This is a genomic window from Novilysobacter viscosus, from assembly GCF_046600715.1.
Taxonomy (GTDB): Bacteria; Pseudomonadota; Gammaproteobacteria; order Xanthomonadales; family Xanthomonadaceae; genus Lysobacter_C; species Lysobacter_C viscosus.
Map to the genome: position 1 here is coordinate 76,291 of NZ_JBJMAV010000004.1, position 12,689 is coordinate 88,979.

At 69.4% G+C, this 12,689-nt stretch carries 12 protein-coding genes; 5 read left to right on the forward strand and 7 right to left on the reverse strand.

Annotation, left to right across the window (positions count from 1 at the left end; all coding sequences use genetic code 11):
* Positions 1-164: 164 nt before the first annotated feature.
* From ACJQWL_RS07890 to ACJQWL_RS07900, 3 genes are all read right to left on the reverse strand, one after another.
* Positions 165-1,535 carry a S8 family peptidase gene (locus tag ACJQWL_RS07890; RefSeq protein WP_330968087.1) on the reverse strand — a complete coding sequence of 457 codons (1,371 nt, stop codon included), beginning with the start codon at positions 1,533-1,535 and terminating at the stop codon, positions 165-167.
* Positions 1,536-1,759: 224 nt separating this feature from the next.
* Positions 1,760-2,179, reverse strand: coding sequence for a hypothetical protein (locus ACJQWL_RS07895; protein WP_330968088.1), 420 nt, complete (start codon positions 2,177-2,179; stop codon positions 1,760-1,762).
* Between the two features lie 88 nt (positions 2,180-2,267).
* Positions 2,268-2,498 (reverse strand): RNA-binding S4 domain-containing protein, encoded by a 231-nt coding sequence (locus ACJQWL_RS07900; protein WP_330968089.1) that lies wholly within the window; start codon positions 2,496-2,498, stop codon positions 2,268-2,270.
* 105 nt (positions 2,499-2,603) lie between these two features.
* Between ACJQWL_RS07900 and ACJQWL_RS07905 the strand changes: the two genes are divergently transcribed.
* Both ACJQWL_RS07905 and ACJQWL_RS07910 read left to right on the forward strand, forming a co-directional pair.
* Positions 2,604-4,148, forward strand: a complete 1,545-nt coding sequence (locus ACJQWL_RS07905; RefSeq protein ID WP_330968090.1) for an AbgT family transporter — start codon at positions 2,604-2,606, stop codon at positions 4,146-4,148.
* Between the two features lie 31 nt (positions 4,149-4,179).
* Complete coding sequence (locus ACJQWL_RS07910; protein ID WP_330968091.1) at positions 4,180-4,569, forward strand: MAPEG family protein; 390 nt, start codon at positions 4,180-4,182, stop codon at positions 4,567-4,569.
* Between the two features lie 31 nt (positions 4,570-4,600).
* On the opposite strand, the gene ACJQWL_RS07915 is transcribed toward ACJQWL_RS07910, so the two are convergent.
* Positions 4,601-4,885 (reverse strand): GIY-YIG nuclease family protein, encoded by a 285-nt coding sequence (locus ACJQWL_RS07915; RefSeq protein ID WP_330968092.1) that lies wholly within the window; start codon positions 4,883-4,885, stop codon positions 4,601-4,603.
* A 181-nt stretch (positions 4,886-5,066) separates the two neighbouring features.
* On the opposite strand from ACJQWL_RS07915, the gene ACJQWL_RS07920 reads away from it, so the two are divergent.
* Both ACJQWL_RS07920 and dbpA read left to right on the forward strand, forming a co-directional pair.
* Positions 5,067-6,074, forward strand: coding sequence for a fatty acid desaturase (locus tag ACJQWL_RS07920; protein ID WP_330968093.1), 1,008 nt, complete (start codon positions 5,067-5,069; stop codon positions 6,072-6,074).
* A gap of 108 nt (positions 6,075-6,182) precedes the next feature.
* On the forward strand, positions 6,183-7,592 hold the full coding sequence (dbpA, locus tag ACJQWL_RS07925) for an ATP-dependent RNA helicase DbpA (RefSeq protein WP_330968094.1): 1,410 nt from the start codon (positions 6,183-6,185) through the stop codon (positions 7,590-7,592).
* Between the two features lie 121 nt (positions 7,593-7,713).
* Here dbpA and ACJQWL_RS07930 read toward each other — a convergent pair whose 3' ends face one another.
* Positions 7,714-8,670 carry a DMT family transporter gene (locus ACJQWL_RS07930; protein WP_330968095.1) on the reverse strand — a complete coding sequence of 319 codons (957 nt, stop codon included), beginning with the start codon at positions 8,668-8,670 and terminating at the stop codon, positions 7,714-7,716.
* A 200-nt stretch (positions 8,671-8,870) separates the two neighbouring features.
* Between ACJQWL_RS07930 and ACJQWL_RS07935 the strand changes: the two genes are divergently transcribed.
* Complete coding sequence (locus tag ACJQWL_RS07935; RefSeq protein ID WP_330968096.1) at positions 8,871-9,779, forward strand: DMT family transporter; 909 nt, start codon at positions 8,871-8,873, stop codon at positions 9,777-9,779.
* A 78-nt stretch (positions 9,780-9,857) separates the two neighbouring features.
* On the opposite strand, the gene ACJQWL_RS07940 is transcribed toward ACJQWL_RS07935, so the two are convergent.
* The gene (locus tag ACJQWL_RS07940; RefSeq protein ID WP_330968097.1) at positions 9,858-10,670 is read right to left on the reverse strand and encodes a DUF72 domain-containing protein; all 813 of its coding nucleotides are present in this window, start codon (positions 10,668-10,670) and stop codon (positions 9,858-9,860) included.
* 187 nt (positions 10,671-10,857) lie between these two features.
* Positions 10,858-12,675, reverse strand: a complete 1,818-nt coding sequence (locus ACJQWL_RS07945) for a DUF885 domain-containing protein (RefSeq protein ID WP_330968098.1) — start codon at positions 12,673-12,675, stop codon at positions 10,858-10,860.
* Positions 12,676-12,689: the final 14 nt, after the last annotated feature.

The window sequence follows — 12,689 nt, forward strand, 5'->3', positions numbered from 1 at the left end:
GTGAGCTGGGCGTCGACCTGTTCCAGGGTTACCTGTTCGCACGGCCTCAGCTGGACGCGCTGGTGGAGCCGACGTTCCCCGCCGACTGACCCCGCCGATTCCGACTGGCAAAGAAAAGGCCCGGCAACCGCCGGGCCTTTCCATTCTTCCCGACTGCGCCAGGCTCAGAAGCCGCTGGCGTCAAGCCTGCCGTTGCTGACAACCTTGCCCTGCAGGGAGGGGGTGACGATGGCCGAGCCCATGATCGCCGCCTTGATGTCGGCGGCCGAGGCGCCGGGATGCGACGACGCGTACAGGGCCGCGGCGCCGGTCACGTGCGGCGTCGCCATGGAGGTGCCGCTGTAGCTGGCGTATCCCGAGCCGGTGGCACCCTTCGAACGCACGGGCACCGTCGAGATGATGTCCGAGCCCGGGGCCCCGATGTCGACCGTGGTTGCGCCCCACTGCGAGAAGCTCGACAGCCCCCCGGTGCGTGTCGTCGATGCCACCGCGATGATGTTCGGGTTGGCGTAGTTGGAGGGAAAACTTGCCTGGGCATCGTTGTCATAGGCCGAGTTGCCCGCCGCCGCGATGAACAGGATGCCGGCGTTGTCCGCGCGCCCGATCGCATCCTGGAGGGCCTGCGAAAAGCCGCCGCCGCCCCAGGAGTTGTTGGTGGCGACGATGTTGAGGCCGTGGCGGGTCTTGAGGTCGGTGAAGTAGTCGACCGCTTCGATCGCGTCGGCGGTGGTGCCGCCGCGCCGGCCCAGGAACCGGCCGCTGATCAGCTTGGCCCCGCTCCAGCACACGCCCGCCACACCCTTGCCGTTGCCGCCGACGCCGGCGATGGTGCCGGAGACGTGCGTGCCGTGGTCGTCGTTGCTGCCACCGGAATTGATGTCGTTGCTGCCGCCCTCGAAGTCCCAGCCGCGCACGTCGTCGACATAACCGTTGCCGTCGTTGTCGATGCCGTCGACCGGGTCGTGCGGGTTGACCCAGATGTTGGCCGCGAGGTCCTCGTGCTGGTAGTAGATGCCTTCGTCGATGACGCCGACCAGCACGTTGTCGCAGCTGGTGTGTCCGCCGGCCCATGCGTCGGCCGCCTGCGAGCCGTAGGGGTTGGACTGGCTGCCGGAATCACCGTACATGCCCCACAGCTGGCCACTGGTGGCGTAGGTGTCGTTGGAGACCGCCTGGTGCTGGTAGACCCAGTTGGGCTCGATGTACTCGATCGCCGCGTCGGCATGCATGGCACGCACGGCATTGGCGACGCTGATGCCCTTGGGCAGGCGGAGCAGCACGGTTTCCCCGCGCGAGGCACTGCCGCGGCGGATCACGTCGGTGCGCTGGCCCAGGCCGCGCGCCACTGCGTCGCGCTGCGCCGGGCTGGCGCTGTCACGGAACTTGACGATGACTTCGCCAGCGGCATGCGGGCGGCCAGCGTCGAGGCCGGCCAGGACCAGGTCCGGACGACCCGCGGCGGTGGCGGTGGATGCGAGGCCCAGCGAAACCAGGATGGCGGCGGTGAGTGCCGCCCGGGTGCAAGTGCGATTCACGTAGTAGAACCCCCGAGATTGGACGCCGGGGAAAGGCCCCCGGCGAAGGGGGAACCTACGGTCATGGTGCGGTGCGGCATGAACGATCCCGGGCCGATCCAAGGGTGCGTCGCGTCACACGCCTGCGCGTAAGTGGCTGGAAGAAAAGGGGGTTCCGACGCGGGTCGCCGCAAGCCAGGCGATCCGCGGCCGACGTGCGGCGGGTGCGGGGCGACAGGCGGGTTTCAGTGCCGCACGTTTCCGCCGTTATCGGCCGGCGCGGAAAGCGTCAGGTCGGTCGCCAATTGCGATTCGAACTGTTCGAAGGTCAGCCCCTGGGCCGCGACCTCCGCGGCAGCGGCCTGGTCCAGGCTGGGCGAGCAGCGCAGGTGGATCCGGGTGCCTTCGGCCTGGTGCATCACCGCCGCGCGCTTGAGCATCGCCAGCACCCGCGCGGCACTCTCGCTGCCTCCGACGATGCGGCCGCCCAGACCCAGTGTCCATTCGCCATCGCGGCGGACGATGCCGCCCAGCAAGGTGCCGGCCGCGTCGCGCAGTTCGGCATGGGCTTCGATTGCCGGGGCGGGCGATTCGGCGGGCGCATTGCGGGCTTTCGCCAGGCGGCGCTTGCGGGCATCGCGACGGGCTTTGGACTGGATCGACATTGAAGCGGCCTCGGCGTCGGTTGCGCCCCATGATAGCCGGGGCACGCGGCATCCCCCGTGGCCAGGGCCGGCCCGTTGGAACGTGGTGTCAGCCGGCTGATGGGCTGCCGATGATCCGTATGACCACCCCGTCGAGCGTCACGCTCTGGCCCGCGCGGACCTTGCAGGTCTTGCGCAGTTCGACCTCGCCGTCCACGCGCACCGCGCCGCTTGCCACCACCTGCTTGCCCGCTCCCCCGCTGTCGCACAGGCCAGCCAGCTTGAGCAACTGGTTGAGTTCGACGTGGTCCCGGTCGAGTTCGAAATCTATCGTCTGCATGGCAGGCATGGTACGTGCCCGCCATGCGGTGCGCGGCGGCCCGCCGGGGGTGTGCCCCATGGCTCGGGTATATTCCCGGGCTGCCCAGAACGGACCCATGCCGCCATGACCGAATCCGCGCCGCCGGCCAAGCGCTCGCCGATCGACCGCTTCCTCAACGTGGTGGAGGCCGGGGGCAACGCACTGCCGCACCCGGCGACGCTGTTCGCGATACTGGCGGTCGTCGTGGTCCTGCTGTCCTGGGTGGCCTCGCAGTTCGACATGTCGGTGCAGCACCCGACCACCGGCGAGCTGATCACCCCGGTCAACCTGGTCAGCGTCGATGGCCTGCACCGGATCCTCACCGGCCTGGTCACCAACTTCACCAGTTTCGCCCCGCTCGGCACGGTGCTGGTGTCGTTGATCGGCATCGGCGTGGCCGAGCATTCGGGCCTGATCGGCGCCGCCCTGCGGCAGCTGGTACTGGCCGCGCCGCGCTACCTGCTGACCCCGGTCATGGTGTTCGCCGGCGTGATGTCCAACATGGCCAGCGAGATCGGCTACGTGCTGCTGGTACCGCTGGCCGGGCTGGTGTTCCTGGCCGCCGGCCGCCACCCGATCCTGGGCATGGCCGCGGCGTTCGCGGGCGTGTCCGGCGGCTACTCGGCCAACTTGCTGCTGGGCACCATCGATCCGCTGCTGGCCGGGCTGTCGCAGGAGGCCGCGCGCATCATCGACCCGGCCTATACCGTCAGTCCCGCGGCCAACTGGTACTTCATGATCGTGTCCACGTTCCTGGTCACGGGACTGGGCTGGTGGGTGACCGAGCGGTTCGTTGCGCGCCGGTTCCCCGATGCCCCGAAAGCCGACGGGGCGGCCGACGAGATCGAACCGATGAGTGCGGCCGAACGCCGCGGCCTGCTGTTCGCGCTGGTCGCCACCGCCGCGGTGACCGCGCTGGTGTTGTGGGGCACGGTACCGGCGGACGGTTTCCTGCGCGATCCTGAAACCGGGGACCTGCTGAACTCCCCGTTCCTGCGCGGCATCGTGGCGCTGATCTTCCTCTACGGCGTGGTCGCCGGCGTCGCCTACGGCATCGGCGCGGGCACCATCAAGAGCGACGAGGACGTCATCAAGGGCATGGGCCAGAGCATGAGCACGCTGGGCATCTACCTGGTGCTGGTGTTCTTCGCCGCGCAGTTCGTGGCGTTCTTCAACTGGACCCAGCTGGGGCTGATCTTCGCGGTGAACGGTGCCGGGGTGCTTGCGCAACTGCAGCTTCCGGGAATCGTGCTGTTCGCCGCATTCATCGTATTGAGCGCTTTCGCCAACCTGTTCATGGGCTCGGCGTCGGCCAAATGGGCGCTGATGGCGCCGGTGTTCATCCCGATGTTCATGCTGCTGGGGTACTCGCCGGAGCTGACCCAGATCGGCTACCGCATCGGCGATTCGGTGACCAACATCATTTCGCCGATGATGAGCTACTTCGCGCTGATCATCGCCTTCCTCCAGCGCTACGAGCCCAAGGCCGGCATCGGCACCGTGATCGCGGTGATGCTGCCGTACTCGATGGTGTTCCTGGTCGGCTGGACGGCGCTGTTCGCGGTCTGGATGGCGATGGGCTGGCCGATCGGGCCGGGCGCGCCGCTGGACTACATTCCGGCGGCCTGACGCCGCCGCACTCACGGGGAGGGGACAGGGCATGGCGATCGAACTGCAGATGCTGGCGTGGTCGGTGGTGCTGGGGCTGGTGCACCTGCTGCTGGACGGCGCGCTCAAGACCCGCCAGCGCGGGTTGAAGTGGAACGTGGGGGCGCGCGACGCCGTGGTGCCGCCGCTTGACGGGGTCGCCGCGCGCGTCAACCGCGCGTGGCTCAACTTCATGGAGACCTTCCCGTTCTTCGCCGCCGCGGTGCTGGCGGTGGTGGCCGCGGGGCGCGGCGATGCCGATACGGCGCTCGGTGCGCAGCTCTACTTCTGGGCGCGGGTGGCCTATATCCCGCTGTACGCCGCCGGTGTGCCGTACCTGCGCTCGGTGGCGTGGGCAGTGTCGCTGTGGGGCATCATCAAACTGGTGTCGGCGCTGTTTTGAGCCCGCACATCGACGGACGGACCGGGCGGCGCTAGGCGGCCGCCGGGATCCCCGCATTCGCCGGCGCCAGCGCCGCCTCGCACAGGGCCCGCTTGCCGGCCGGCTTGAGCTGCTTGATGGCATATTCGGCCCGGCTGGCGGTGGCGCGGTCGGGGAATCGGAAACTCGCCAGCACGCGCAGTGGCGGGTGGGCCCGCGTGTAGCGGGCTCCCTTGCCGGCGGCGTGCTGTGCGTAGCGGCGCGCCACGTCCACTGCGATGCCGGTGTAGAGGCTGCCGTCACGGCACTCCAGCAGGTAGACGAACCAGGGGCGCATCGCCGCAGCATAGCGAGGCGGGGGCAGCCCGGCGAGGGGACGGCAATCCCTGCTGGAGGCCGGAAGCAGGGACCGCAAGGTGAACAGCACAGCCCCATACGCATGCGCACGGCGTTGTGGTCGACCCGCGTGGCCCACACAATGCGGTTCGTCTTCCGGAGAAATGCCCGCAGTGAGCGCCGTGAGCCCATCGCACCCGTCCACCAACCTGCGCAAGCTGTGCGCACAGTTCGCCAAGCCCCAGCTGGGTCGGGCGGTGTGGCAGCTGGTCAATACATTGGTGCCATTCGTCGCGCTCTGGGCGCTGATGGCCTGGAGCGTGGTCGGGCAGTGGGGCTATGGCTGGACGCTGTTGATGGCCATCCCCACCGCCGGGCTGTACGTGCGGACCTTCATCATCCAGCACGACTGCGGGCACGGTTCGTTCTTCGCCAGCCAACGCGCCAACGACACGGTCGGCCGCTGCCTCGGGCTGGTGACGCTGTTCCCCTACGGCTACTGGAAGAAGACCCATGCCGTGCACCACGGCACCTCCGGCAACCTGGACCGGCGCGAAATGGGCGACATCGAGACGCTCACCGTCGCCGAGTACCAGGCACTCTCGCCCTTCCGCCGCTTCTGCTACCGCTTCTACCGCAGCACGCCGGTGATGCTGGTGATCGGTCCCGCCTACCAGTTCGTCATCAAGCACCGGTTCCCGTTCGACCTGCCGTGGTCATGGAAGCGCGAGTGGGCCAGCGTCCTCCTCAACAACCTGATGCTGCTGCTGGTCGGTGCCGCCATGGGCTTCGCAATCGGCTGGTCCACGGTGCTGCTGGTGCACCTGCCGGTGGTGCTGATCGCCGGTGCCGCAGGGGTGTGGCTGTTCTATGTCCAGCACACGTTCGAGGACGCCTACTGGACGCGCGGGCAGCAATGGGATTCGCATGAGGCGGCGATTGCCGGCAGCTCGTTCTACGATCTGCCGCGCGTGGTGCACTGGTTCACCGGCAACATCGGCTACCACCACATCCACCACCTCGCCAGCCGTATCCCCAACTACCGGCTGCGCGAGTGCCACGAGTCGAGCCCGTTGCTGCAGGCCGCGCCGCGGTTGACCCTGTGGAGCAGCCTGCGCAGCGCGGGTTTGAAGCTGTGGTGCGAGGAATCGCAACGGATGGTGGGGTTTCCGGGTCGCTCGCGCCGCTGATCGCTGGCGCCCCTGGGCACCGTCCCCGCAGCAATGAGGCAGGTGCGTTGGCCGAGCCCTGTCCCGGACATCGCCACAAGGGCGCGCCGATGCTGCGATCATGGCGCCATGACCGACACCCCCACCCCTTCCGAACCCTCCGCCGAGCTGGCGTTCGCGCACCTGGACCTTCCGCCCGCCCTGCTGCAAGGCGTGGACGCCCTGGGTTACGACCGCATGACGCCGGTGCAGGCGCAAGCCCTGCCGGCGATCCTCGACGGGCGTGACGTGATCGCGCAGGCACCTACCGGCAGCGGCAAGACGGCGGCCTTCGGCCTGGGGCTGCTCGCACGGATCGACCCCTCGCGCATCCAGACCCGGGCGCTCGTGCTGTGCCCCACCCGTGAGCTGGCCGACCAGGTGGGCAAGCAATTGCGCCGCCTGGCGGTTGGCATCCCCAACCTCAAGCTTTCGATCCTGTGCGGTGGCATGTCGCTGGGGCCGCAGCTGGCGTCGCTGGAGCACGACCCGCATGTCGTGGTCGGCACCCCGGGGCGGATCCAGGAGTTGCTGCGCAAGAAGGCATTGCACCTGCGTGGTGTCCAGGTCCTGGTATTGGACGAGGCCGACCGCATGCTCGACATGGGGTTCGAGGAAGCCATCCGCGAGATCGTCGGCAAGACCCCGGCCGACCGCCAGGGCCTGCTGTTCTCGGCGACGTTTCCCGACGCCATCCGCAGCGTTGCCGCCGACTTCCTGCGCGATCCGGTCGAGGTCAGCGTCGGCGCGGAGGCCGCCGCACCGGCCATCGACCAGCGTTTCGTCGAGGTCGAGGCCAGCCGCAAGACACAGGCACTGGCGACCCTGCTGGTGCAGGAGCGCCCGGAGGCCTGCGTGGTGTTCTGCAACATGCGGCGCGACGTGGACGAAGTCGCCGGGTCGCTGCAGCATTACGGGTTCAGTGCGCTCGCGCTGCATGGCGACATGGAACAGCGCGACCGCGACGAGGTGCTCGTGCGCTTTGCCAACCGCAGTTGCAGCGTGCTGGTGGCCAGCGACGTGGCCGCGCGCGGGCTGGACGTGGAGGACCTGGCGATGGTGGTCAACTTCGACGTGCCCAGCGATGCCGACACCTACGTGCACCGCATCGGTCGCACCGGGCGCGCGGGCAAGGGCGGTCGAGCCTTCACCCTGGTCGATCCGCGCGAGGGCACGCGGGTGGCGGCGGTGGAGGCACGCATGGGATCGCGGGCCCGGTGGGAACGGGTGCAGCCCATCTCCGGCAAGCCCGGTGACGTGCCACCTGCGGCCATGGCCACGCTGCGCATCGATGCGGGCCGTACCGACAAACTGCGACCGGGCGACATCGTGGGTGCGCTGACCGGCGATGCCGGCCTGAAGGCCGACATGATCGGCAAGATCGACGTGTTTGCCACCCGGTCCTATGTCGCGGTGGCCCGCAGGCAGGCCGCGCATGCCGTTGCCCGGCTGCGCGAGGGGCGGATCAAGGGCAAGCGTTTCCGGGTCAACCCGCTCTAGCACGCGGGCGGGCGCGCTCGCGTCGTGCAGGCGGTGACCAAAGGCCCAGTGGCGTGGCCCGCGGGGCGGCGCGGATTGGACCGATGCGCTCGGGTAGGGCTGGAGCGGGGAATGTACGCAGTCAGTCGACGGCGCCCTTGGCCTCAGAGGTGCCCAGCATTTCCGGTTGGACGCGCGCAGGCCGGCCCAGCAACGGGTGCACGATGACGGCCGCCAGGATGACGACCACCCCGAGGTAGAACATCGGGGTCAATTCGTGCTGTTCGCCCAGCAGCAGGATCGCCAGCACGATGGCGTAGACCGGCTCCAGGTTGACCGCGAGCTGCGCGGAGAACGCGCTCATGTGGCGCAGCGCAACCAGCGACAGGGCGAACGGCAACAGCGTGCAACCCAGCGCCAGCACCAGCAGCAGGCCCAGGTCCCGGGCGCCCGGCACGATCAGCAGCGGGCCGGCGAAGGCGGGGAACACGAGCGGCATCAACGGCGCCAAAGCGGTCAATGCCAGCGTGCCTGCACCCAGTTCGATCCCGGTGATGGCCAGCGGATCGGCGCGGTCGCCCACGCTGTCCACCAGCCGTTTGTTGAGCGAGCCGAACAGCGCCACGAACAACGCCGACAGGGCGCCGACCACCACGCCGATGCGCATGCTGTCGGGCACGCCACCAACGACCAGTGCCACGCCCGGCAGCACCGCGATGCCGAGCGCCAGGTCGCGGGGTGAGAACGGCCGCCGCGCAAGCTTGGGTTCGACCAGCGCGGTGAACACCGTCGCCAGTGCAATGCAGGTTGCAGCCACCGATGCGTTGGCCAGCTTGATCGCGCCGTAGAAGGTCAGCCAGTGCAGCGCCACCAGCACGCCGATGCCGGCATAGGCGGCCACCAGGCGGGGTGGCATTGCGTGCAGGCTGCGCCATACCCGCGGCACCAGCGCCAGTGCCAGCACCACCAGGCCCATGCGCCACCACACCAGCGGCAGTGCCGGCATCGTGATCACCTTGCCGATGATCGCGGTGAAGCCCCACAGCAGCACGCAGAAGTGGATCTGGAGGTAGGCCTTGCGGGTGGGGGTCATCGGCATGGGGAAAGTTTGGCAGACCGGCGCGGCGTATGGACGGGTCGCGTTGCGTCGCGCACGGCCGCCAGGACACGCGCTTCCGTTCCTCGCCGCGTGTGCCGGGCCCACCTGTCGGCGGCGCGCGAGTTATCAGGGCCCATGGCTTGAAGGCGCCGCCGCCAACCGAGGACAATAGCCGCCCCCACCCACGGCAGCCGCAACGGATGCAGACCGCGCAGCCCGCAATTCCCCTGGTCCCGGGGGTCGAAACGGGCGGCACCGGAGCCTGGCGCACGCCGGTCGAGCTGGGCCTGCTCGGCGCCATCTGGGGCGCGTCGTTCCTGTTCATGCGCGTGGCGGCCGACGACTTCGGCCCCGCGCCGCTGGTGGAGATGCGTCTCGGCCTGGGCGCCGTGGTGTTGCTGCCTTTCCTGTGGCGGTCGCGCGCCTCGTTCCCTGCCCGCATCTGGCCCAAGCTGGTGGTGATCGGCGCGATCAATTCGGTGGTGCCGTTCCTGCTGTTCGCATGGGCGGCGCAACGCGCGCCAGCCGGCGTCGGCGCGATCAGCAACGCGATGACCGTCCTGTTCACTGCGCTGGTCGGGTTCCTGTTCTTCGGCGAGAAAATCGGGACGCGCCGTTCGGTGGCGCTGCTGGCCGGCTTCGCCGGCGTGGTGGTGCTGGCCAGCGGTCGCTCGGCCGGCGCCAGCATCGGGTGGGCGGTGGTGGCCGGCTGCACCGCCTCACTGATGTACGGCGTGGGCGCCAACCTGGTACGCCGCGAACTCGCCGGCCTGCCGGCCGCGGGCGTGGCCGCGGCAACGCTGGGAACATCGGCCTTGCTGGTTCTGCCAGTGGCCATCGCGCGATGGCCCCAGCAGCCGATTCCGCTGGAGTCCTGGTTGTCGGCGGGGATGCTGGGGGTGCTGTGCACCGGCATCGCCTACGTGATGCTCTACCGGTTGATCCAGCGCATCGGCCCCAGCCGCACCGCGACGGTCACCTACCTGGTGCCGCTGTTCGGCGTGGCATGGGCGTGGTGGCTGCTGGACGAGCCACTGACCGTGACCATGGGCATCGCCGGCGCGATCATCCTGGGCAGCGTGGCCATCAGCCAGCGCGCCCCGCGCTGAGCGACCGCATTCGGCGGGAACGCTTCAGCCGGGATCCGGCCTGCACGCCCCTGCAGGAGCCGCGCCCGTGCGATGGCCTCAGCCCGCGTCCAGCCGGGCCTGCAGCGCCACTGCGGCAGCGGGGTTGCGCTGCTTGGCCGCGCCGATGAAGAACACGAACACCTCGCGCGGTCGCTCCGGCGCCCGGGACGCCAGCACGGGCAGGTCCGACGGCATCCCACCCTGCGCCCATGTCCGGGTACGGCCGGCCCAGGCATCCAGCTCATCGTCCGGGTAGCCCTTGCCGATCGCGGCGCGCGAGCGCATCAGGCGCGCATAGACGAAGTCTGCAGTCACATCGGCCAGGTTGGGATGTTCCGTCGAGTCGGTGCAGACGATCGCAATGCCGTGCCGGCGGGCGAGCTGGACGTACGCGTCATCGACGAAACCGGGGTCACGCACGTCCAGCACATGGCGTAACGCACGCCCGTCCACGTCGGTCGGCAGCGCGGCGACGAAGTCGGCGAAGACATCCCGCTGCAGGGACGGCCCACCATCGAACTGCCACAGCAACGGTCCCAGGCGGTCGCCCAGCTCGGCAATCCCTTCGATGAACCCCTCCACCTGTCCGCCGACCTTCGAAAGGTCACGTGCCTTGACGATCCGCATCGGCGCCTTGGCGGCGAAGACGAAGCCGTCCGGGACCTCGTCGCGCCATCGCGCGTACGTCTGGCGCGACTGGGCGCGGTAGTAGGTGCCGTTGATCTCGATCGCCGTCAGCTGGCGGCTGGCGTACTCCAGCTCACGCCGCTGCACCAGCCCCTTGGGGTAGAAGGTGCCGCCGCGCCATGGCGCATACGTCCACCCGCCTATGCCGACGCGTACCGCGCCGGGGGCCTTGCGCGCGTTCAAGAGGCTCGACCCGCGCGGCCCGGGCCCACGTGGCCCGCCGCGCGAGGGCGCAGGCAGCACGACGTTCCGGACCTCAACCCGGCGACGGGCCGGGTGGTCGGGTATCGCTTGGGCGTGGCCATGGCGCCGCTCCGGATGCAGACGGCTGCAGCGTAGCGCCGGCGTGTCAACGCCCCGTGCGCGTCGCCTACCGGATCGGTTCGTCCAGCATCAGCTGGCGCACGAAGCGAACCGGAGGCGCGCCATACGACAGCACCTTGTCGTGGTAGGCCTTCAGGTCGAACGCCTCGCCGTCGCGGGCCTCGACGGCCTTGCGCATGTCGAAGTGCTCCTGCGCGCCGACGAAGTAGGTCGGCAGTTGCGCCGAGGTCAGCTGCGCACGCACCCACTTGCCCGCGGCCTCCCGCTCCTGCTGGAAGGTCCGGTTGACCATCAGGTCCATCGCCTGCTCGCGGGTCCAGTCGTCGACGTGGATGCCCTGGTCGAGGATCGCATTGGACACGCTGCGCAGGTAGAACTTGAGCTGCACCAGCCGGAACAACGGGTCGCCGTCGTAATAGCCGGCGTCGGCCATCACGTCTTCGGTGTACACCGCCCAGCCCTCGGCGAACGGCCCCGAGCGCAGCACGGCGCGAAGCGTGGAGGGGTGGTCGGCCGAGTGCACGCCTTCCAGGTAGTGGCCGGGCATCGCCTCGTGGATCGACAGCAGGTGGATCATCCGGGTGTTGTATTCGCGCAGGAACGATTCGACCTGCGCGTCGGTCCAGTCGTCCGGGATCGGCGAGACCGCGTAGAACGTGTCCAGCCCCTTGTCGAGCGGGCCGGGCGAGTCGCAGTACGCCACCGCCACGCCCTGCTGGAATTCCGGCATCAGGATGATCTTCACCGGGTCGTCGGGCACGGTGACCAGGTCCTTTTCGCGCACGAAGTCGGTGGCGACCTTGGTGGTCTCGGTTGCCAGCTCCACCACGGCCCCGCGCGCGGGGCGGTCGGCGTAGGCCAGCTCGAGCGCGGCCTCGATCGCCCGCTGCTGCTGCTCGTCGCTGGGCGAGTCGGGCAGACCAGGTGCGTCCTCGCGGTCGGCCAGCACGGTGCGGGCGATGCCGTACATCTCCCCGCGCACGCGCTCGATCTCCGCCGTCGCGCGCTGCTTGATCTGATCGCGCGACAGCGAGGCGTTGAGCGAGAACTTCAGCTTCTGGTCGTACAGCGCCTGGCCGATGCGGAACTCGCCCTTGGCATTGGGCACAAGCGTGCCGTCCAGCCACGCCTGGTGCTCGGCCACCGCCTCGCCCAGGGTGGCGACGGCGGCGTCGAGGCGCTCGCGGTCCGCGCCCGCCAACTGGTCGGCGGCGGGCAATACCAACTGGTCTATCAGGCTGAGTACACCCGCGTTCTGTTTGGCGACCGTCTCGGCATGGATCCTGGGCACGCGCGCGGGGTCCAGGTTCTCGCGCATCTGCGCGAAGACCTGCGGGATCTTTTCCATCCGCGCGCTCGCCGACTGCAGGCGTTCGGGCATTGGCGCGAACTCGCGCGCCATCAGGTTGTAGATCGCGCCGCCGGCCAGGCCGGTGTAGGCCTGCGGGTCCCATGCCCACGACTGCAGGGTCTCCACGTTCCATATCTCGCCGCGCAGCTGGTTGCGCAGGATGGCCGCGTCGACCTGGTTCTCGCGCGACAGCGTGGCCACGTCGATGGCGTCCAGCTCGGCCAGCATCGCCCTGCTGAAGTCGAGTGCGTTCTGGCGGCCGGCGGCGCTGAGGTCGTCGACCTCGTCGTCGAAGCGGTGGTCACCGATCTGCGTGGCCGCGACCGGGTTCAGCGCCAGCCAGCCGTCCAGCCAGCGCTGCGCGAGTTCGGTGAAGCGGGCATCGGCCTTGGCATCGGATTGAGAATCCGGTTGCGTGGCGGCGGGGGCGGCCTGTGGGGGTGACTGGGGCTGGCACGCCGACAGCGACAGGGTGGCAGCCAGCAGGACAGCGGCAAGCGGGGTGGGGCGCATGGGTCGGTTCCTAG

What these genes read in the sequence shown, in the direction of transcription:
- ACJQWL_RS07895 (WP_330968088.1), bottom strand. Translation starts at nt 2,179, where the DNA reads ATGTCGATCCAGTCCAAAGCCCGTCGCGATGCCCGCAAGCGCCGCCTG.
- ACJQWL_RS07900 (WP_330968089.1), bottom strand. Translation starts at nt 2,498, where the DNA reads ATGCAGACGATAGATTTCGAACTCGACCGGGACCACGTCGAACTCAAC.
- ACJQWL_RS07905 (WP_330968090.1), top strand. Translation starts at nt 2,604, where the DNA reads ATGACCGAATCCGCGCCGCCGGCCAAGCGCTCGCCGATCGACCGCTTC.
- ACJQWL_RS07910 (WP_330968091.1), top strand. Translation starts at nt 4,180, where the DNA reads ATGGCGATCGAACTGCAGATGCTGGCGTGGTCGGTGGTGCTGGGGCTG.
- ACJQWL_RS07915 (WP_330968092.1), bottom strand. Translation starts at nt 4,885, where the DNA reads ATGCGCCCCTGGTTCGTCTACCTGCTGGAGTGCCGTGACGGCAGCCTC.
- dbpA (WP_330968094.1), top strand. Translation starts at nt 6,183, where the DNA reads ATGACCGACACCCCCACCCCTTCCGAACCCTCCGCCGAGCTGGCGTTC.
- ACJQWL_RS07930 (WP_330968095.1), bottom strand. Translation starts at nt 8,670, where the DNA reads ATGCCGATGACCCCCACCCGCAAGGCCTACCTCCAGATCCACTTCTGC.
- ACJQWL_RS07935 (WP_330968096.1), top strand. Translation starts at nt 8,871, where the DNA reads ATGCAGACCGCGCAGCCCGCAATTCCCCTGGTCCCGGGGGTCGAAACG.
- ACJQWL_RS07945 (WP_330968098.1), bottom strand. Translation starts at nt 12,675, where the DNA reads ATGCGCCCCACCCCGCTTGCCGCTGTCCTGCTGGCTGCCACCCTGTCG.